The 19,298-nt window shown below is 49.2% G+C and carries 22 protein-coding genes; 9 read left to right on the top strand and 13 right to left on the bottom strand.

What is annotated here, in order from left to right; all coding sequences use genetic code 11:
* Positions 1–3 precede the first annotated feature (3 nt).
* From nqrF to sthA, 3 genes are all read left to right on the top strand, one after another.
* Positions 4–1,227: an NADH:ubiquinone reductase (Na(+)-transporting) subunit F gene (nqrF, locus tag B0D95_RS06395; protein ID WP_078043124.1), complete on the top strand. Its 1,224-nt coding sequence runs from the start codon at positions 4–6 to the stop codon at positions 1,225–1,227.
* 93 nt (positions 1,228–1,320) lie between these two features.
* Positions 1,321–1,572: a (Na+)-NQR maturation NqrM gene (gene nqrM / locus B0D95_RS06390; RefSeq protein WP_168172411.1), complete on the top strand. Its 252-nt coding sequence runs from the start codon at positions 1,321–1,323 to the stop codon at positions 1,570–1,572.
* Between the two features lie 57 nt (positions 1,573–1,629).
* Positions 1,630–3,045, top strand: coding sequence for a Si-specific NAD(P)(+) transhydrogenase (gene sthA / locus B0D95_RS06385; RefSeq protein ID WP_078043123.1), 1,416 nt, complete (start codon positions 1,630–1,632; stop codon positions 3,043–3,045).
* A 67-nt stretch (positions 3,046–3,112) separates the two neighbouring features.
* Here sthA and B0D95_RS06380 read toward each other — a convergent pair whose 3' ends face one another.
* Both B0D95_RS06380 and B0D95_RS06375 read right to left on the bottom strand, forming a co-directional pair.
* On the bottom strand, positions 3,113–3,442 hold the full coding sequence (locus tag B0D95_RS06380; RefSeq protein WP_210403688.1) for a hypothetical protein: 330 nt from the start codon (positions 3,440–3,442) through the stop codon (positions 3,113–3,115).
* Between the two features lie 36 nt (positions 3,443–3,478).
* Positions 3,479–4,051, bottom strand: a complete 573-nt coding sequence (locus B0D95_RS06375; RefSeq protein WP_078043122.1) for a PilZ domain-containing protein — start codon at positions 4,049–4,051, stop codon at positions 3,479–3,481.
* 126 nt (positions 4,052–4,177) lie between these two features.
* On the opposite strand from B0D95_RS06375, the gene B0D95_RS06370 reads away from it, so the two are divergent.
* The 3 genes from B0D95_RS06370 to B0D95_RS06360 are packed head-to-tail and all read left to right on the top strand — an operon-like array spanning position 4,178 to position 7,396.
* Positions 4,178–5,419 carry a lipoprotein-releasing ABC transporter permease subunit gene (locus B0D95_RS06370; RefSeq protein ID WP_078045644.1) on the top strand — a complete coding sequence of 414 codons (1,242 nt, stop codon included), beginning with the start codon at positions 4,178–4,180 and terminating at the stop codon, positions 5,417–5,419.
* Between the two features lie 34 nt (positions 5,420–5,453).
* Positions 5,454–6,167, top strand: a complete 714-nt coding sequence (gene lolD / locus B0D95_RS06365; protein WP_078045643.1) for a lipoprotein-releasing ABC transporter ATP-binding protein LolD — start codon at positions 5,454–5,456, stop codon at positions 6,165–6,167.
* On the top strand, positions 6,167–7,396 hold the full coding sequence (locus B0D95_RS06360; protein WP_078043121.1) for a lipoprotein-releasing ABC transporter permease subunit: 1,230 nt from the start codon (positions 6,167–6,169) through the stop codon (positions 7,394–7,396). The genes lolD and B0D95_RS06360 overlap by 1 nt, the downstream gene beginning before the upstream one ends.
* 55 nt (positions 7,397–7,451) lie before the next feature.
* Here the strand turns inward: B0D95_RS06360 and B0D95_RS06355 are convergent, their stop codons facing one another.
* On the bottom strand, positions 7,452–7,991 hold the full coding sequence (locus B0D95_RS06355; RefSeq protein ID WP_078043120.1) for a DUF2062 domain-containing protein: 540 nt from the start codon (positions 7,989–7,991) through the stop codon (positions 7,452–7,454).
* 196 nt (positions 7,992–8,187) lie between these two features.
* Here B0D95_RS06355 and B0D95_RS06350 point away from each other — a divergent pair, with 196 nt between their 5' ends.
* Complete coding sequence (locus B0D95_RS06350; protein ID WP_078043119.1) at positions 8,188–10,599, top strand: DNA internalization-related competence protein ComEC/Rec2; 2,412 nt, start codon at positions 8,188–8,190, stop codon at positions 10,597–10,599.
* A 40-nt stretch (positions 10,600–10,639) separates the two neighbouring features.
* Here the strand turns inward: B0D95_RS06350 and B0D95_RS06345 are convergent, their stop codons facing one another.
* Together B0D95_RS06345 and B0D95_RS06340 are read right to left on the bottom strand one after the other, a co-directional pair.
* Entirely contained in the window at positions 10,640–10,873 is a 234-nt protein-coding gene (locus B0D95_RS06345) for a hypothetical protein (protein WP_078043118.1), read from the bottom strand.
* A 65-nt stretch (positions 10,874–10,938) separates the two neighbouring features.
* Complete coding sequence (locus B0D95_RS06340) at positions 10,939–11,328, bottom strand: transmembrane 220 family protein (protein ID WP_078043117.1); 390 nt, start codon at positions 11,326–11,328, stop codon at positions 10,939–10,941.
* Positions 11,329–11,499: 171 nt separating this feature from the next.
* On the opposite strand from B0D95_RS06340, the gene glp reads away from it, so the two are divergent.
* Positions 11,500–12,723, top strand: coding sequence for a gephyrin-like molybdotransferase Glp (gene glp / locus B0D95_RS06335; RefSeq protein WP_078043116.1), 1,224 nt, complete (start codon positions 11,500–11,502; stop codon positions 12,721–12,723).
* On the opposite strand, the gene B0D95_RS06330 is transcribed toward glp, so the two are convergent.
* From B0D95_RS06330 to B0D95_RS06310, 5 genes are all read right to left on the bottom strand, one after another.
* On the bottom strand, positions 12,713–14,350 hold the full coding sequence (locus tag B0D95_RS06330) for a glycosyltransferase family 39 protein (RefSeq protein WP_078043115.1): 1,638 nt from the start codon (positions 14,348–14,350) through the stop codon (positions 12,713–12,715). The two genes, glp and B0D95_RS06330, sit on opposite strands and share 11 nt — an antisense overlap.
* 90 nt (positions 14,351–14,440) lie before the next feature.
* Complete coding sequence (locus tag B0D95_RS06325) at positions 14,441–14,824, bottom strand: MmcQ/YjbR family DNA-binding protein (RefSeq protein WP_078043114.1); 384 nt, start codon at positions 14,822–14,824, stop codon at positions 14,441–14,443.
* 8 nt (positions 14,825–14,832) lie between these two features.
* Positions 14,833–15,480: a sulfotransferase family protein gene (locus B0D95_RS06320; RefSeq protein ID WP_078043113.1), complete on the bottom strand. Its 648-nt coding sequence runs from the start codon at positions 15,478–15,480 to the stop codon at positions 14,833–14,835.
* A gap of 32 nt (positions 15,481–15,512) precedes the next feature.
* A complete protein-coding gene (locus B0D95_RS06315; protein WP_078043112.1) occupies positions 15,513–16,256 on the bottom strand; it encodes a class I SAM-dependent methyltransferase in 744 nt (247 codons plus the stop codon).
* Between the two features lie 106 nt (positions 16,257–16,362).
* Positions 16,363–16,626 (bottom strand): hypothetical protein, encoded by a 264-nt coding sequence (locus B0D95_RS06310; protein WP_078043111.1) that lies wholly within the window; start codon positions 16,624–16,626, stop codon positions 16,363–16,365.
* Between the two features lie 493 nt (positions 16,627–17,119).
* Here B0D95_RS06310 and B0D95_RS06305 point away from each other — a divergent pair, with 493 nt between their 5' ends.
* Positions 17,120–17,422: a hypothetical protein gene (locus B0D95_RS06305; protein ID WP_078043110.1), complete on the top strand. Its 303-nt coding sequence runs from the start codon at positions 17,120–17,122 to the stop codon at positions 17,420–17,422.
* Between the two features lie 129 nt (positions 17,423–17,551).
* On the opposite strand, the gene B0D95_RS06300 is transcribed toward B0D95_RS06305, so the two are convergent.
* The 3 genes from B0D95_RS06300 to B0D95_RS06290 all read right to left on the bottom strand — a co-directional run bounded on the left by B0D95_RS06300 (position 17,552) and on the right by B0D95_RS06290 (position 19,036).
* Positions 17,552–17,965 (bottom strand): DUF86 domain-containing protein, encoded by a 414-nt coding sequence (locus B0D95_RS06300; protein WP_078043109.1) that lies wholly within the window; start codon positions 17,963–17,965, stop codon positions 17,552–17,554.
* Positions 17,955–18,374, bottom strand: coding sequence for a nucleotidyltransferase domain-containing protein (locus tag B0D95_RS06295; protein ID WP_078043108.1), 420 nt, complete (start codon positions 18,372–18,374; stop codon positions 17,955–17,957). The genes B0D95_RS06300 and B0D95_RS06295 overlap by 11 nt, the downstream gene beginning before the upstream one ends.
* A 200-nt stretch (positions 18,375–18,574) precedes the next feature.
* On the bottom strand, positions 18,575–19,036 hold the full coding sequence (locus B0D95_RS06290; RefSeq protein WP_078043107.1) for a transposase: 462 nt from the start codon (positions 19,034–19,036) through the stop codon (positions 18,575–18,577).
* Positions 19,037–19,298: the final 262 nt, after the last annotated feature.

Below are 19,298 nucleotides of genomic sequence, written 5' to 3'. Positions count from 1 at the left end.
TCAATGAATATCGAGATCGTATTAGGCGTTGTCATGTTCACCGCAATCGTCATCGCGTTAGTGGTGGTGATTCTGGTGGCCAAGGCTAAATTAGTGAATAGCGGTGATGTGCAAATTCTCATCAACGATGAGAAAACCATCACTGTGCCAGCGGGCGGCAAATTACTGCAAACATTGGCGGCCAATAATGTTTTCCTGGCATCAGCTTGTGGTGGTGGTGGTAGTTGTGCGCAATGTAAATGTGTGGTGAATGAAGGTGGCGGTTCTATTTTGCCAACCGAAGAGCCGCACTTTAATCGTCGTGAGCAAAACGAAGGCTGGCGTTTGAGCTGTCAGGTTCCGGTAAAACAAAACATGAAAATCCATGTGCCGGAAGAAGTGTTTGGTGTGAAGCAGTGGGTTACTACTGTTGAATCCAACCCCAATGTTGCTACTTTCATTAAGGAATTAACGCTGCGTTTGCCGGAAGGTGAAAGCGTTGATTTCCGTGCAGGTGGTTATGTGCAGTTGGAGTGTCCACCTCATCACGTGAAATTTTCTGATTTTGATATTGAGCCAGAGTACCGCGGTGACTGGGAGCGTTTTGGCTTCTTCAACCTTGAGTCAAAAGTGGATGAGCCGGTGATTCGCGCTTACTCCATGGCTAACTATCCTGAAGAGAAAGGTGTGGTTAAGTTCAATATTCGTATTGCAACACCTCCGCCAAAATCCCAGGGTATTCCGCCAGGCCAGATGTCATCTTATGTATTCAGCTTGAAGCCGGGCGATAAAATTACCGTATACGGTCCATTTGGTGAGTTCTTCGCTAAAAAGACCAATGCTGAAATGGTATTTATCGGCGGTGGTGCTGGTATGGCGCCCATGCGCTCACATATTTTTGATCAGCTGCGTCGCTTGAAAACCGATCGTAAAATGTCCTTCTGGTATGGTGCTCGTTCCTTGCGCGAACTCTTCTACAAAGAAGATTACGATATGCTGCAGGCAGAGAATGAGAACTTTAAATGGCATGTTGCCTTGTCCGATCCTCAACCAGAGGATAACTGGAACGGGTTGACGGGTTTTATTCACAATGTTCTTTATGAGAACTATTTGAAAGATCACCCGGCGCCAGAAGATTGTGAGTTCTACATGTGCGGCCCACCAATGATGAATGCCGCCGTGATTAAAATGTTGAAAAGTCTTGGTGTAGAAGACGACAATATTTTGCTCGACGACTTCGGCGGTTAATGAAAAGGAAAACGAGGCAGGGAAACCCGCCTCGTTTTTTTTTAACGATAGTTCATTTGCTTTAAGAAAAGCAGTAAAGCCTGGAGGTCTATCATGGCTGTACTTGTGGTGACATTAATAGTGATGTTGTTTGTTGCATTGGCGCTTTCAATTAGCGTGTTGGCTGGCCGCAAGCCTGTGTCAGGTTCATGCGGTGGTGTTGGTAAAGCCTTGGGTGATCCCAACTATGTGTGCGAACTTTGCGGTGGTGATGAGGCTAAATGTGCAGAAGAAAAAGCCAAGCCTGCTCGCCGTGAGTTAAAGGCAGATGACCTTTCGTACGATGCGAGTAAGAAGAAGGAATAATTGTTGCTAGACTTAGCGAGTCTTGCATGTCTCATTTGATGATTTGAGGGGAATAAATTGACTGGTCGTAAAAAATCGGCAGATCACAGCTACGATCTTTTGGTAATCGGTTCTGGCCCTGCGGGAGAAAGTGCTGCTATAGCAGCCGCTAAAGCGGGCAAGCGTGTTGGTGTGGTAGAAAACAGGGCGTTGGTTGGAGGCGGGTGCACACACAAGGGCACGATTCCTTCTAAATCCTTGCGTCATGTGGTTAAGCAAATTCTGCAATTTAAGGGCAATAGCCTGTTTCGTGAGATTGGCGATAGCCGTCGCCTGACATTTCCGCGGGTGTTGCAATCCGCAGCGAAAGTGATTCCCAAGCAAGTCGAGATGCACACCAGTTTTTACGTGCGTAATCGCGTGACTGTGCACATGGGGCAAGCATCCTTTATCAATGCCAATATGATCAACCTGGCTATGCTCGATGGCGGTATTGAAACAATCCATGCTGACAATATTGTGATCGCAACCGGTTCGCGCCCTTATCGTCCGGTTGATGTGGACTTTAACCATCCACGTATTTATGACAGCGATACTATTCTGGATATGCAGCACACACCGCGCCACATCATTATTTACGGTGCGGGTGTTATTGGTTGTGAATACGCATCCATTTTTTCGGGCTTGGGTATGCGTGTTGATTTGATTAATAACCGCGAGCGGTTATTGTCATTTTTGGACGATGAAATCTCTGATGCGCTCAGCTATCACCTGCGTGACAGCGGCGTAACCGTGCGTCACGGTGAAGAGTATGAAGCCATAGAGGCGAGCGACAGTAGCGTTACCCTCTTTTTGAAATCCGGAAAGCGACTGAAGGCTGATGCTATTTTGTGGTGTAACGGTCGCAGTGGTAACACCGACCAACTGAATTTGGCTGCTGTTGGGCTTGAAGCGGATCATCGCGGTAATCTGCAAGTGGACCAAAGCTATCGTACCCAAGTAGAAAATATTTACGCTGTGGGTGATGTGATTGGTTGGCCGAGTTTGGCGAGTTCCTCTTATGGGCAGGGGCGCGCGGTATCTGGTGGTATTTTTGGTGATGAATGTCGCCCGGTGCAGGATGTTCCAACAGGCATTTACACTCTGCCGGAAATTAGTTCAGTCGGCAAAACCGAGACGGAGCTGACGCAAGCTAAAGTGCCTTATGAAGTAGGGCGTGCACTATTTAAAAATACTGCACGCGGCCAAATTAGCGGCGAAGATGTAGGTATGCTAAAACTGCTGTTCCATGTTGATACCCATGAGATTTTGGGCGTTCATTGCTTTGGTGCTGAGGCCGCAGAAATTGTTCATATCGGTCAGGCGATCATGACGCAAAAAGGCGAGGGCAATAGTATTCATTATTTCCTGAACAATATCTTTAACTACCCAACCATGGCAGAAGCCTACCGTGTTGCGGCATTGGATGGTATTAACCGTATCAGCCGTCGTTAAGTGATGATGTTTGATGGATAGTCAATAAGGGCGCTCAGGCGCCCTTATTTATTAGTGGGGCGAAAGTTTATTCCGTAGGTGCTGCTTGATCCTGTTGTGGTTTGAATATCGCCACACTGTGAATGACATGGTCATTTTCAAAATACACCACGAATTCACTGTATTTCCAACTAGAGATGGGTGGTTGGCCTTTGGCGGGAGTGATTTCCAGTGGCTCACCAAACACTGCTTGTACGCGCGCTTTTGTCATACCTTTGGCTGGCATTTGAGCCGACTGTGCCGCTGTTTGTTGTCCAATAGGAATTTTGATTTGCTCGGCATTGGCGTATGTCGCTATACCCGTAGTACAAAGTAGTAGTCCGGCGGCGGCGATAGCCTTATGTAGAGAGTTGGTCATACTCACCATTGGATTCTCCGGTGATTAAACATCTGGTTATTGCAGGTAATGTTGGCTTTTGCGGCGCTCAGCCATTTGGGCGCGCATGATTTGCTGGCCAATCAATTGTTGCTGTGCTTCAGTAGCGCGATGAAATTTTGCCGCAATCTGATATTCACCACTGTTATTGGGTTCACAGCGAATCACTTTGGCAAATAGCACTATCCCCGCATTGCTGGGTAAAAAAATTAAGCGCATGGCAATAAACGAACCCGTATTCACCAGGCGCGAGCTACCAAATGCCACACCGCCTTCGCTCAGGTTGACCTGTTTGATGGTTTTTGAGGGGGGTAGGGGCTTGGAGTCAATCATCAGCTGCTGGCTAATTATCTCGATTTTACGATTGAGGTTTTGCAGGTATTCGCCCAGAGCACGGCTTGTTTCTTTGATCTGGTGAAAGAGGTGGGCATTGTCATTGTCGATCTTGCGCAGCTCGGCAAAAAACTTTAATGACAAGGTATCAGGAAACTGCAGCTCAGGCGCAGCCGTGTTGGCGGTGATCTCTTCCACCTCTTTAAATTCAATGGCGATACTTTCATCGATGCGAAAGTAACTGCGACGTTCACTCATGACATAAATCTTCCCGCTATGACGATTGAGTAAACATAGCACAAGCTGATCTTGCCGGCGCCGATTTATCGGGGGGCGACAGTGGTTTTACTTGAGCAAAGCAAGGCAATTGGGTTTAATGCGCCTATGCTAAAAAATATCCCCCTCTATATCGGTTTGCGCTACACCCGCGCCAAACGCCGCAATCAATTTATTTCTTTCATTAGTGCCTTTTCATTGGTCGGCATGGCGCTGGGTGTAATGGCACTCATCATTGTTATGTCGGTGATGAATGGCTTTGATCGTGAAATGAAAGAGCGCATTCTCAGTGTGATTCCCCATGGCTACATTGATGAGGTACCCGCACTTAAAGACTGGCAGGCTTTGGCAGCGCGTGTTGAGCAGCATCCAGACGTTGTTGCCTCTGCACCTTATATCGCCAGCAGTGCCATGGTGAGTTACGCCGGCGGCTTTGAGGCGATTGAGCTGCAAGGCGTATTGCCAGAGGCTGAGGCGCGAGTATCTATTGTGAACCAGCGTATGTTGGTGGGCGATATGGCCGCGTTACAGCCGGGGGAATACGGCATTGTGATGGGGCGTTTGCTGGCAAGCCGTTTAATGCTAACCCCTGGCGACAAGGTGCGTGTCACCTCGCCGGAGATCAATATGACTCCTATGGGAGCCTTTACCCGGTCACGCAGTTTTACCTTGGTTGGGGTATTTGAGGTGAAGGCGCAGGTGGATTCAACCCTTGCCCTGATTCATTTGAGTGATGCCCAAAAGTTCCTCCGCCAGCCGGGTGTGCAAGGTTTGCATGTGAAAACGACAGACCTGTACAGCGCGGGGCGTGTTATGGCTGAGTTGCGTCAGCAATTGGGTGAGCAAACATTTCAAGTGAAGGATTGGAGCCAAACCCAGGGCAGTTTGTTTCAAGCGGTGAAAATGGAAAAAATCGTTATTGGTTCGCTGTTGATGATCATCATTGCGGTGGCGGCATTCAATATTGTTTCCAGCTTGGTATTGATGGTGGCTGACAAGCGTTCTGATATTGCTGTACTGCGCACCATGGGCGTGAGTGCACGGCAGGTGATGGCCATTTTTATCGTGCAGGGCAGTGCGGTGGGGTTGATTGGTACGTTGATTGGCGCCCTGCTGGGTTGTATGGTCGCATTGTCACTGACACCCATTATGGGCTTTTTTGAAAGCCTGCTCGGTTTAGAGGTATTTGACCCTGAAGTCTATTTCATCACTCAGTTGCCCTCATTACTGCTTTGGCAGGATGTGGCTTTTATTTGCACTGTAGCGCTCTTGTTGAGTTTTATCGCCACCCTGTACCCCGCCTATCGCGCGGCTCAAATTGAACCGGCCGAAGCGCTGCGTTATGAATAATCCGAAGGCTGTTATGAGTAATCCAAAAACCGTTATGAATGATGCTGCCGTATTGATTTGTCGTCAGGTGAGTAAATCCTATCGCCAGGGTTCACTGGCGGTTGATGTGCTGCACAGTGTGGATTTTCAGATCAATAAGGGTGAGCGTGTTGCCATAGTGGGGGCATCCGGCTCGGGCAAATCAACATTGCTGAACATTCTGGGTGGATTGGATGTGCCTGACAGTGGCGAGGTAATTGTTGCCGGTGAACAGTTGTCGCGCTTAAGCGCAGATGCGCGCGGCCGTTTGCGCAATCGCAGCTTGGGATTTGTGTACCAATTCCATCACCTACTGCCGGAATTCACCGCGCTGGAAAATGTGACCATGCCATTATTGATTGGCAATTGTGCACCGGCTCAAGCCAAGGCGCGTGCACTGGATTTATTGGCGCGTGTGGGCTTGGCACAGCGGGTTGATCACAAGCCTTCAGAGCTTTCCGGTGGCGAGCGTCAACGAGTGGCGATTGCTCGTGCTTTGGTGACTAATCCGGCGTGTGTGTTGATGGATGAACCGACAGGTAATCTGGACAGCCAGGCGGCTGATGCTATCCAGGCTTTGATGCTGGAGTTAAACCAATCAATTGGCACCAGTTTTGTGGTGGTCACTCATGACCCACGGCTGGCGGCTCGCATGGATCGCACCTTGCGTTTGGTGGATGGCGCTTTGGTTCGCGATACAGATGCCTCTGCTGTGACCGGTGCTTACTGATGTTAAGCCGCACGATTTTTTTGATTGGTACTCGCTACGGTATTGCGCGTGGCCAAAGTCATTTGGTGTCATTTATTTCGCGCCTATCAACTGCCGGCTTGGTGATTGGGGTGGCATTACTTATTCTGGTGATGTCGATCATGAGCGGTTTTGAAAAAGAACTGCGCGAGAATATTTTGGGCGTGATGCCGCAGGCAATGGTGTATCACCGCCAGGCAATTGAAGACCCTCAGGCATTAATGGCGGAGTTAAAGCGCCACCCGCGGGTATTGGCAGCAACCCCTTTTGTGCAATTGCAAGGGTTGTTGAGCCAGCAAAAGCGTGTTGCCCCGGTCGTTATTTTTGGCATAGATGCCAAGGTGGAACACACTACCTCCAAACTGCCGACATTTTTGTCTCCGGGTACACTGGAGCATCTGGCTGGCGATAAATCCGCGATTGTGATTGGTCGCGGTGTCGCTGAAAAATTGAACCTCAATAAAGACGATAGCCTGAGCCTGATTCTGCCCACTGAAGGTAATACGGCGCCCAAGGTAAAGGTACTGAAGGTATTGGCGATTCTGGATACTCATACCGACGTCGATAATGCATTGGCATTGATGGATATTGAAAGCGCGGCCGAGCTGTCCGGACATCCTGGGCAGGTGACAGGTATACGGCTGAAAGTGGATGATCTATTTGCCGCCCCGCAAATTGTGCGCGAGCTAATGCAGAATTTGCCAGCGGATTATTATGGGGTCAGTTGGATGCGCACTCACGGCAGTGTTTACCAATCCATCCAGATGTCAAAAAACATGGTGAGCATGTTGCTGTTTTTGATCATTGCGATTGCCGCGTTTAATCTGGTTTCTACGCTGATTATGGTGGTAGTAGACAAGCAGGGCGATATTGCGATCCTGCGCACTATGGGTGCCTCGACTTATGAAATTATGGCGATCTTTATGGTGCAGGGTGGCTTGATTGGCTTGATTGGTACATCGATTGGATTAGTGCTGGGGATTTTGTTATCGCATTGGGTTACACCCATGGTGCAATGGATTGAGCGCACGTTTGGTGTCCAGTTTTTACACTCGGATGTCTACCCGATTACTTATTTACCTTCCGAACTGGTGATAGCGGATGTTGCCAAAGTGGTGATTACGGCACTGGTGATCAGCTTTTTTGTCACCCTCTACCCGGCATGGCGCGCCGCACGTATTCAACCTGCCGATGCGTTGCGCTACGAATAGTTTGCCCACAAATCAAATCTTCGCCCAACAAAAAGCCCGCAACTGCGGGCTTTTTCTATAGTGCTTGTCCTGCTTTCTGTGCGCGCATTTTCTTGCGTTTCTTCCAGTTGTTATTTACATGCCAGCGCCAGTAAAGCTGCATGACTCCATAGCCCAAGGCGCCAAATAATAAACCGGTGATGACTGAACCCGCTAATAAGGGTTTCCATAAATGGCCAAATTCATTGGCAAGCCAATCCCAACTTAACTCCGGCGTGGTGAGGTTGATAGGGTCTGTTTGAAGTATCAACCTGCCCATTTGATAGGTGATAAAAAAGAAAAATGGCATGGTCACCGGGTTGGTAATCCAGGTCAGCGCAACGCTGAGTGGCAGGTTGCAGCGAAATATCAGTGCGGCAGCGGCAGCTACTGGCATTTGGCCAGGTATGGGAAGCAGGGCGACAAATAACCCCCAAAACATGGCAACAGACACTGAATGGCGGTTCAAGTGAAACAGGTTGGGGTCGTGCAGCAGATCGCCGAGAAAATGCAGCCCTGGGGTGTTTTTGATTGCGGCTGGGGTCGGGATAAATCGCTTGAGTAGATTTCGTGCCATGCAAAAAACCAGAGTAAAGCAAAAATGAGAAGGCATTATGCCTATGAATAGTTGCAATGCCTATACAATATCTTACTTGCCCAAGAGCTTTGCCTGCGCACTACTTGTTGCATGGCAAACCCTAACATAAGCTTCGCTGCAATCTGATGACAGGGAACTCGTTCAGACCTCTATTACCCATGAAAGGATTCTGTTTGTGCCGCTAAAAATGCTGCTGTTTGCCTTAGGTGTTATCGCCTTTGGATACTCGCCCTATTTACCTTCCCAGTGGTGGATCTTGTGTTTGTTGCCGCTGTTCTTGTGCTGCTGGTATTGGCCGCGCCTTTGGTATGGCGCTGCCTTGGTGGCAGGTGTCGCCTGGGGGATTGTGGCAGGGCATCAACTCCAGCAACAGCAGTTGCCTGCAGAGTTTGTCGGGCGCGATATGGTGGTGACTGGTCAAATCAGTGGCTTACCCGAGCGCGATAGCCAGCGCGTGCGTTTTGATTTTCGTGTCCAGTCGGTTAGCACCAGTAGTGGTGAGCCAGTTGCCGTTGATCATTTTCCGCAGGTTTTGCAATTGAGTTGGTATCGCCCACGTACCTATGGCTCTCGGGATACCAGTGATAAAACTGAATTGCCATCATTGGTTATCGGTGATTATTGGCAATTGACCCTACGTTTAAAACAACCGCGCGGGTTTGTGAATCCGGCCGGTTTTGATTATCAGGCCTGGCTGTTACGACAGGGCGTTGGTGCTACCGGCTATGTGGTAGCCAAAAAAGATAATCGTCCAATAACACCCGCAGTCACTTCATTTCACTGGGAAGATTGGATTAACCAGCGGCGCCACAACCTGCAGCAATGGGTAGTGCAACACACCGACAGCAGCGAGCGCGGTATTTTAGTGGCGCTGCTTATTGGTGACTCCGCGCTGGTGGAAAAAGTCCAATGGCAGCGTATGCAGCAAACAGGCACCAGTCATTTGATTGCGATCTCCGGTTTGCATGTCGGTTTTCTCGCGCTTTTTGGGTTTTACGTTGGTTTGTTACTGGGCAAGTGTGTGCAATTGCTGTGGCATCGTTGCCCGGCGTTGATGATCGCTTGGGCCAGTGCGATTGCATGCGCTGCGTTTTATGCTGCCCTGGCCGGTTTTAATATTCCCACGGTGCGCACATTGATCATGCTCAGTGTGTTTTATGCCTCTTGCTTATTGCGCCGTAATCTACGGGTTATCGATATTTTTTGTTGGGCACTGGTACTGGTGGTCATGCTGGACCCTTTGGCGGCCTACGACATGGGTTTTTGGTTGTCGTTTGGTGCTGTAGGGTTGCTGCTAGTCTATTTTTCCGGCCGCCTTGTGGTTAAACCTTCATCGGCTCCCTGGTCTGGCTTCACGCTGAAGGACATGGTCATCGGTTTTATTCGCTCCCAGTGGGTGATGTTTATCGGGCTCATTTTGCCGCTCAGTTTGCTGGTCAGCACAGTGTCTTTGGTGGCGCCCATCGCCAATGCGATTGCCATTCCGTTAATCACCTTTTTTGTTGTGCCCTTGTTGCTTATGGGCGCTGCCGTAGGTGATGCATGGCTCGGGTTGAGCGAGTTACTGCTGGCTGCCGCAGCCAAGGCCATGGAGTTGCTCGCTGTGTTTTTGGATGGACTGCTGGCTGCCGCCGGATCCTGGGCGAGCCCGGTTGTTGCCTTCTCGCCCAGTCTTTTATTACTGCTCAGCCTCAGCGTAGTGGTGTTGATATTGCCCCGTGGATTCTTACCCCGATACCTTGGTATTGCTGGCTTAGGGATTGGAGCGGTGCTGGCATTTCTGGTCCCTGCGCCGATCAAGGAGGATTTAAAAGTCACCCTGTTGGATGTTGGCCAAGGGACGGCGATTGTTGTACAGGTGGGCGCTAGTACCCTGGTGTACGATACCGGGCCGCAATACACCCACAGTTTTGATGCAGGCAGCGCCATAGTCGCTCCTTATTTATTTGCCCAAGGAATTCGCGCCATTGATTATTTGGTAGTGAGCCACCGCGACATGGACCATGCCGGTGGCATGAATGGATTATTGGAGAGGGTAGAGGTAGGGCAGTTGTTAATGGGTGAACCTGTGCCTGTAGTATCGTCCAATAACAACGCTCCGTCTTCACAGGCGTGTCACAGCTTTCCTGCCTGGCAGTGGCAGGCGGTGCAATTCCGGTTTTTAGTCGTACCGGAAACCGCGCGCAATAATGCCAATAATCGCTCGTGCGTGTTGTTAATCAGCTATGGCGATCAGCACATAGTATTACCGGGCGATATAGAAACCCGTATCGAACATCAATTGCTTTATACGGATCAGGTACCTGAAGGCTTGGCTCTGGTGGTTGCCGCTCACCACGGCAGTCGCACCTCATCCGGTACCTTGTGGGTGCAGCGAACGCGGCCGCGTTACGTGGTCTATTCAGCAGGGTATCGCAGTCAACACGGTCATCCGCATCCGCAGGTACAAGCACGCTATGAGGCGGTGGGAAGTCAGGCGATTAATACAGCACTGGCCGGCGCGGTGGTGTTTCGTTGGCGCCATGGGGAATTACAGGCAGTTGAACGGTATCGCGAACAAGCGCGGCGCTATTGGTATGGCTTTTAATCGCGATAACCGCCAGCACCGGAGGGACAATCAGAAATACTTAACGGCGAACCTTTCTGGTTTTGATGGGTTTGGCGGAGTGATGTTTACCTGCGGCTTTAGACTGTACTGCCAGCTTGGATAGCATGATCTGAAAGGCGCCAAACAAGACCGCCATCAACCCGATCAGCGCGGAAAATACAAAGCCGCCGCTACTGGTCATTAAAAACGCAAGGGCAATCACCAAGGCGCCAAAGACAATAAAACCTATGCCCAATTTCTTTTGAAAATGCATCGCGAGTTCACTCCTGTTGTTATGAAATGTGGAATTAATCGTGTGATTAAATCTGAAAGTAAAAATTATCGGTTGTTTAACCGGAATCGTGCAAGCCACTGACTGATAACGACCATGAGTGCCGCCAGCAACGCGCCCAAAAATTCGCGGGCTTCTTCAATATAAGGTTTATTGGGATTCATCCCTTGCATAAGCGCTTCTTCCGTCATGTGCAGGTAATAGTTGTAGGCACCGGCTGCGGTTCGGGTCATTTCAAGTGCACAGGCAATCAGCGCAAGTACAACCAGAATTTTTACCGGCTTGGGCTTATTGAGTAGTACCAATAGCGGTACCGCCGCGCAGAGCAAATAAAAGGCAATCCACAACAAGGGATCAGGATCGTTCCATTGCACGGCAGAAAAAGCGAGCAGCAATAGCAGGTTGATGCTCAATACAGCATTACTTAAATAGCGCATAGGTTATTCTCATGGCAACGCGGGCAGGCGAGTAGGGCGCGATAGTAACAAGTCATTCAGCTTGTCGCCAAGTACGCGTTAAGGGTCTGTTTCCTGTCGTGTAATTGTCTGCCACGATCCGAGCCTAAAGCGCTAAACTGCACAGCACTTTTACCCAGCGGAAACCACCCCATGGATCCTTGTTCACAACCTGATTTGCTGCCGGTTGAGCTTGCCCTCGAGCGCATCCTCAACCAGTTAGTGCCGCTTGCCGATCATGAAACACTTGCCCTTGCAGATGGATTGGATCGCGTACTGGCCAGTGCGGTTGTTGCCCCCGTTAATGTTCCCTCTGGCGATAACTCCGCCATGGACGGTTACGCACTGCGTGCGGCAGATTGCACATCGCCATTGCGTGTGATCGGCGATGTGTTTGCCGGTCGCCCTTTTGCGGGCGCATTAGCGGCAGGCGAAGCTGTGCGTATTATGACGGGCGGCCTGATTCCCGCTGGTGCTGATGCGGTAGTAATGCAAGAGAATACCCAGCGCTCGGGCGACCTTGTCACCATTAACGCAATACCGCGGATAGGCGAGAATATTCGTCGCGCCGGTGAAGATATTGCGCTAGGCACCCAATTATTGTCCGCCGGTAAAATGATCAATGCGCTGGATATTGGATTATTGGCCTCAGTAGGCTGCGCCAGTCTCCCCTTGATTCGCAAAGTGCGCATCGCGCTGCTCACCACGGGCGATGAGCTGCTGGTGCCCGGCGCAGCGCCAGTGCAGGGGAAAATCTATGACAGCAATCGCCCTTTACTTGCAGCGCTGTTGCAGCGGTTACCGGTTGAATTGCTTGATATAGGGATTATCCCTGATGATCCCCTGGCGCTGCGTCGCGCCTTTATTCGCGCCAGCGAGTGGGCTGATGTGGTGATTTCTACTGGCGGTGTGTCGGTGGGCGATGCGGATTACACCAAAACCATATTGGCGGAATTGGGTGCTATCGATTTCTGGAAAATCGCCATGAAGCCAGGTAAACCTTTCGCCTTTGGGCGCTTGGGGCAGAGCTGGTTTTTTGGTTTGCCGGGCAATCCGGTCTCCACCGCTGTGACTTATCACCAACTGGTTGTTCCTGCGTTGCGGCATTTGGCGGGGGAGGTGTTTTCCCCGGCAGAAACCATCATCGCGCAGGTGCTCAGCCCCTTAAAAAAACAACCGGGGCGCATGGATTTCCAGCGCGGCGTGCTCAGCTGCCCTGAAGGGCAGAACCGTGTTGTGAGCGCAGGTTTACAAAGCTCCGGCGTACTCAGCGGCATGGCGAAAGCGAATTGCTACATCTGCCTGGAGCGCGAACGCGGCCCAGTGGCCGCAGGCGAATGGGTCAGTGTTATCCCGTTTGATCGCTTTATTCGCTAGTGGTAGAGGGCAGGCGAATGAAGCGCTCACCATCAAAATAATACAGCGGCACTACATCATTAACCGGAAGCAGCAGGCTGTATGCGCTGATGCGCCCAGCGGCATCAAGTTGGTCTATGCGTAAAGTCATATCACCTTGAGGGTAAACATCGGGCTTGGTAAAAAAGATCTGTTGGTTGGGCAAGCGAAAGTAGCGGAATGCATTAGGTGAAATCGTAAAGCTCACTTCATGCGCTGAGCGGCTGAGTTTAACTGGATTTTGCACATCCAAATTCATGTAGCTCAGCACCTTAATACGCGGGCTGCTGCCGTAGCGAACCCGCAGCGCCTCTTCAAATGCACTGTGGGTAAACAGAAACGCACTCTGATAACCGAAAGGCATATTGGCAATAGCGATTTCAGGGTATTGGCGCAATTCTATGGTTTCTGCTTCAGATAGCAGGCGTTCAGTCATTTGGCTTTGTGTGTGCCAAATGAGTGATTGGCGCCATGTTTCGCCGCTATAAACCAACAGGGTGACAGCGAGCAGCAGGTTTAACAGCGTGCGTCTGTGTCCACTGGTCTCGGGCCATGCAGCCGCCATCATCAAACTCAAACCAGCGCTGGGTAAATACAAATACCAGCGATGCGAATTGCCTCCCATCATCGGAATCAGTGTCACCAGAATCCAGAATAACCCGAGCCAGAAGAGTGGTGAGCGCATCAGCCTGGCAGTGGCGGGGCGCCAAATATACACAGCAACAACTGCTGCCGACAGGCTCGCCATTATCGATAACGCAATGAATAAGTTTGTGTGCAAAAGCTGCCATTCACGGGCGACGTAAAGGTCAAACGGGTAGAGCAGTGCAAAGGCCCATTCGGCATAATTGGTGACAATATTGCGCAGCGAAAAGTCGGTATACACCGCAACAGCAGCATCCATGGATTTCCATTGATAAAGGCGTGCGAGTAAATAAATCAGTGCCAGAAGTGCATAGGGCCAGAGTGATAGGGCGGTTCGCACTATGTGAGGAAGTGCGAAGTTTTTGCGCTGCACAAGCAAAATAGCAAGCATCATGGCGGGCAGGGTGATGGACAGCTCTTTGGACAGGAGCGCCGCAACAAACCAAACCAGTGTGATGGCCTGTTGCCCAAGGCGAGGCGATTGCTTCCAGCCTGCCACGCAATAGAGCGTGGCCAAATAAAACACGGCTGCCACCAAATCAGTACGCCCCAAAATAAAATGTACGCTGGTGGTGTGAATCGGGTGGAAAGCAAAAAGGCTGGCGGCAATTAATGCTGTGGTTTTGGTCACCCCTACACGCAACATCACCCCGTAAAGTAAGGCGACACACAGCAAATGCATAAATAAATTGCTGAGCTTGTAGGCCAGTGCCGTATCACCCATTTGATGGTTCAGCCACAGAGACAGACGTACCAAAGGCCGGTACTCTCGACCATAAGGTTTGATAAAAACCTCGGATGCCTCTGCCAGATTCTGGAAATGAATATTGTTTTCCAAATGTACAAAGTCATCGGAAGAGAAAGAGGGCGTCATGCCCTTTAAAAAAATAGCGCCGGTCAATAACAGCAACAGCAATAAATAGCGGTGATTAAATAACGGACGAATAATCGCTAGGTTTTCCATAAGTACATCAGGGGGCTTAGTGGCAGTAACGGGCGCTATTATGAGGGCTTTTGCAATCGGGCGCAGCAGTTAACTCAGGTGTATGAAGTTCTAGCTTAACCAAGCCAAGCTTTCATGCTGAATACGCAAACGCTGCTTCACTGCCTTGGGGAGTTTTTTTACGATGAGTGCATAGGAGTGATCTATTTGCTTGAACACCTCGCTTTGCGGTAAGTCACCGGTTAAGTCCAATGTATTCCAGTGCTTTTTATTCATGTGATAGCCGGGTGTTACCTCACTGAACACGCTGCGCAGTTGTTCTGCCAGTACCGGGTCACACTTCAGGTTCAGTCGCCTGCTATTTGCATCCTGAAAATAAATCGCAAACACTTTCCCTTCCACTTTGTATACATGGATGTCATCACCAAAAGGGTAGTCCAGCAAAACCGCTGGCAAATTGATTAAATACTGATGCAACGCTTTATTAGGGTTCATAACCTAAATTACCTGTTCAGTCCGAGTTGTCGGTAATCCAAAAATTGGCGATGTTCTGTGCCTGCACTGAGCGAATTAATTTTATTCGGGTGTTTTATGGCTTTCCAACTGTCGACTTGTTTGCCGCTATTTAAATGCGGAAATAGGTTGGTGGCTAGCGGTTCAATACCTATAAAGCGCAATAATGCTTGCAGGCTATTACTGTGGCTAATATCAATGCGTAAAAAATCCTCTCGCTGCGCGAAAAAATCCATCACTTGTTGCTCGTGACGCATATAACAGGCTTCCAGATGTTCTTTGCTTAAGGGATTATTGGTACTAAAAGGCGCAAAGGTTTGATTCATCACTCGTTTTAATACCGGGTTTAAATAACCGGTTTTGGGCGCAAGTTCGGGCAGCATTTTACCTAATAGCATTTGCATGGACGGCACCCAGTGCTCAAGGCTGCGTTCCAGATACACAAATTTTGAACGGGGAAAGAGTTGGTCCAATTCTTTGTAGTCACAAAAACACGGCGCATCAGACACTACATCTGCCAACTCAAATGCACGCTTGGTATAAGCGGTATGAGCAACCTTAAAACCGCAATCCAGCAGCGCCACACTAATGCTGGTAGTACCTGTGCGGGGTAGGCCGATGATGAAAAGTTTGTTCATAAGGTTGTATGGCAGTAGTGAATAGCGAAGGGTTAATGTTTTATCCCTACAAAAAAAGCATTTCCCGCACTATTTTCCCATGGCGTAATCCGCTGGTAATCATGTGCAAAAATATGCACTTCAAAATAGGGTTCAAGCAATTGTTGCAACTGCGCAAAGGTGAGGGCGACCATCGGGTGATGATCGCGCCACTGTTCGGTTATACCATTGGTGGTTCGCTCAATGCTCAGTTGTAATTGTTGCAGGTCGCCTTCACCGCAATAATACCAATTGGACTGAAAGCTAAAGTCGCTGTCGTCATGCGTGAGCTGGCGTTTAATACCATCACGGTTATCAATAGTGCTTTTATCCACGGCGTTAAAACAAAACAGCCCGCCGGGTTTGAGTGCGCGGTGAACACTGGTAATGCATTCGGTGAGTGCGGCAATGCTTTGGTTATAGTGGATTGAGTATAAAAAACAGCTGATTAAATCCATTTGCGTCACCATATTCAGGTGGCTCATATCCTGTTGGGTAAATTGCGCCTCGGGGCAGCGCAGTTGCGCAATATCGAGCATGGGCTGGTTAATATCTACACCAGTGGCGGTATAGCCAAAATCGATAAAATGCCGCAAATGCGGCCCGGTGCCACAGGCTAAATCCAGATAGTCTTTTCCTTTATTGCCCAATAAATCATGAAGCCTGCGTACATAAGCGCTCTGTTCCTGATAGTTGATGTCGGCGCACATCAAGTCGTAATAGCTGGAAAGATCAGTGTAAAGGGCGGTGGAGGGCATGGTGCTGGAGCATCCTGATGAGGGCCACCTAGTATACGCTGGGTCAGCTATTGCGGTGTAAATGGTTGTATTGCAGGCACAATTTTTAGTTGTTGCCATCTTTGTGTTATTTGGTTTCCTTCTTGGGCGCGCTGCGCTCTAGCGCCGCTTGAATAGCTCGCTCTTTTTCATCTTGTTCTTTCAGGTAGCGTTTTTGCTCCTGTTCTCTTTGAAACTCCTCTTCTAGTCTCGTGTCGCAGCGTTTATAGACAATACTGCTGTTATAGTTGCAGTCCAAATCCTTAATGACCTGAGCTGTATTCCATGCTTGTTGGCTTGTACAGGCCGTTAGAAAACTTGCTATTACTACGATAAAAAATACTCTTACCACTGATGTTGCTCCTTGTTATTTGTTCAGTTTTTTGGGCGATTTGTGTTGCTATGTTGTGATTATATCTATTGTCAGCGCGTCAATTCTTTTGGGGCATATTATGCCGATGTGTAATTGGCATTGAAACAATGTCCATATCCTGATCACTTTTATTTTGCGCGCTCAATTAAGGTGTTATTGGGTGTAAGTAGCCACCTGGCAAATGTCTAAAGCGCTATTCATTGATTGACAGTCAAAACCCCATCTTCTACCCTGCTCACGCAGCGTAAATCCGCTGCCGGGATTGCAACCCCCGACAATTTCAAGACCGGCGCAAAAACGTGAGTTTTTGTGTCCTCGTACAGCTTTGCCTGTTGTTATGGCGGCTGGGCGAGGCCGCTCTCGGGCGGGCCGGTGTTGGTCTTGAGCCGGTGGTTGCAACCTTGTCCAGTCCGCCTCCATGAATTGCAACCTCATGGGGCGGGTTTTGCAATCAAGACTATGAGTACGAATTATGGACAATATCACTCCCTTGGTGCCCGACACCAAATCCTCCTGCGTTATTACTCTCGATCCATTCCAATACGCGTTTTACCAACAAAGTTGCATTGAACTCCAATCACCAGATGGTCAATTTTTGGAGCTTGTTGGTCATTCTGTACAAAAAGATATCGATGAAAATAATATTTGTCGGTTGCGAGAACAGGTATTCCTGTTGCAAGCCTTGTGCAACAAGATTGATCAAGAAGTGGAGTTGCCACCGCAGGCAATTGCAGGTTTGGCAGATATTTTTTTACGGATGCAGAAGCACATGTAGGTTGCTGGTGAGCTTGCGAACCGCAACATGACCATACATCCGTAACCCCCAAACCAAAATGCATGTGCCGTTAATTGGTTTTTCGTATTCACAAAACAATGGGCAAATTGCAACTGCGAACTTTGTGGGCTAATTATTATGTTGCAAAAGTTGTTTTGAAAAATTAACGAAATCATCCAAGTGATTTGTGATGATGTTTTCCACGATAGGCAATAGCGGCGCTTGGTAATCGTGAACGGCAATATTGCGAAAGCCGATCATGCGTTTCATTGTTTCAGCAAGGGTGCTGTCGATTAGCTTTGCTTGGGCGAGCAGGGTAAATACGTCACGTGCACTTTGCGTTACGCCGAGTTGTTTTGTGCGGATGATATGTTGCCCCATATCTAGGGCGGCTTCGCAGGCGCGTTGAATATTTAGAATTGCGGCGTCTTGTCGGCTGTAGTCGGTCGCAAAGTCGGCACCGGCCTTGGTGTATTCCTCGCGCACACGGTTAATGCAGCGCTCTATGCTGGCGGCTTTGTTAATCAGAATATCATTTGCCATAAATACGTCCGGTCTCGCGGATTTCATTGAGTTGTTCAGCGCGCAGTTCGTCTAAAGCCATTTTTTCATTCAATACAAATACATCGAATAAATCGGCCTGCATATCTTTCGCCCACAAGCGGCGGCCTGTAGTGATAACTTGGTGTTGCATCACAGTAGATGCAGCACGCAGGTCGAGCAAGTCTACCTCGTAACCGAACTTGTCGGCCAATTGGTTGGCCATTTCAAATAGCTGCAATGGGGCGGCATAACCGGCGACCAATACCGCCAAATCCAAATCGCTTTGTGCATTGGCCGTGCCTTGTATGCGGCTGCCGAAGGCGTAAATACCGAGTGCATTGGAGAAGGCTTTTTGCAGTTCGGTGCAGATTAGGGATTCGGCTTTGGGTGTTAAAGAATAATCGCTCATAAAAACTCCAAAATATCTCAACACCTTAAACCAAATTTGATGAGACGGGTAGGTTGGTGGTGAGCTTGCGAACCCCAACATGACCATGTATCCGCAACTACCAAAACCAAAATGCGTGCGCCATAAATTGGTTTTTCGTATTTCCAAAACAATGTGCGATTTACGATTACGAATGTTGGGGTTCGTTCCTCACCACCAACCTACGCGAACTGGTGGATGCTTGAATATGGCCAGTCTTGTGCGTTGCTTACGTAACCGTGTTTTACGGGATTGTAATGTATGTATTCAATGTGGTTGTAAAAATCCCGCTCGTCGCGGATGGTGTGTTCCCAAAAGCGGCGTTGCCAGATTCCACGTTCGCCCTTTTTTAACCGCGTGGTTTTTATTAATTCATCCTTTGCAATGCGGCGGGAGAAGTTAGCTTTAATCAACGCCCAGCGGGTAGAGTAATCAAAGTCATTGCGCGGTAATGTCCACAAGCAATGCAAATGATCGGGCATAACCACCATCGCATTAATCTCAAATGGATGGTTTTGTTTTACCCTTTTTACCGCTGCCCGCAAACAATCAATTTCCCGCACCAATAAATCGCTCTTGCGATCCGCCAATGCCAAGGTGAAAAAATAACACCCACCCTCAACATAAACCCGCCGGTATTGCATAACCACTCCTTGTCATAAAAAACCATTCCCAAATTATTTCATCGCACCCGTAGGTTGGCGGTGAGGAACGAACCCCAACATGACCATGTATCCGCAACCACCAAAACCAAAATTCGTGCACTGTTGATTGGTTTTTCGCATTCGCAAAACAATGTGCCATTTGCGATTACGAATGTTGGGGTTCGCAAGCTCACCACCAACCTACGGTTCGCGCGTAATTCAATTCAGGGGGCGTAGGTTGGCGGTGAGGAACGAACCCCAA

The sequence above is a fragment of the Cellvibrio sp. PSBB023 genome, assembly GCF_002007605.1.
GTDB lineage: Bacteria > Pseudomonadota > Gammaproteobacteria > Pseudomonadales > Cellvibrionaceae > Cellvibrio.
Note: the sequence above shows the minus strand (reverse complement) of the source record. Positions and strands in the feature narration are given on the sequence as shown.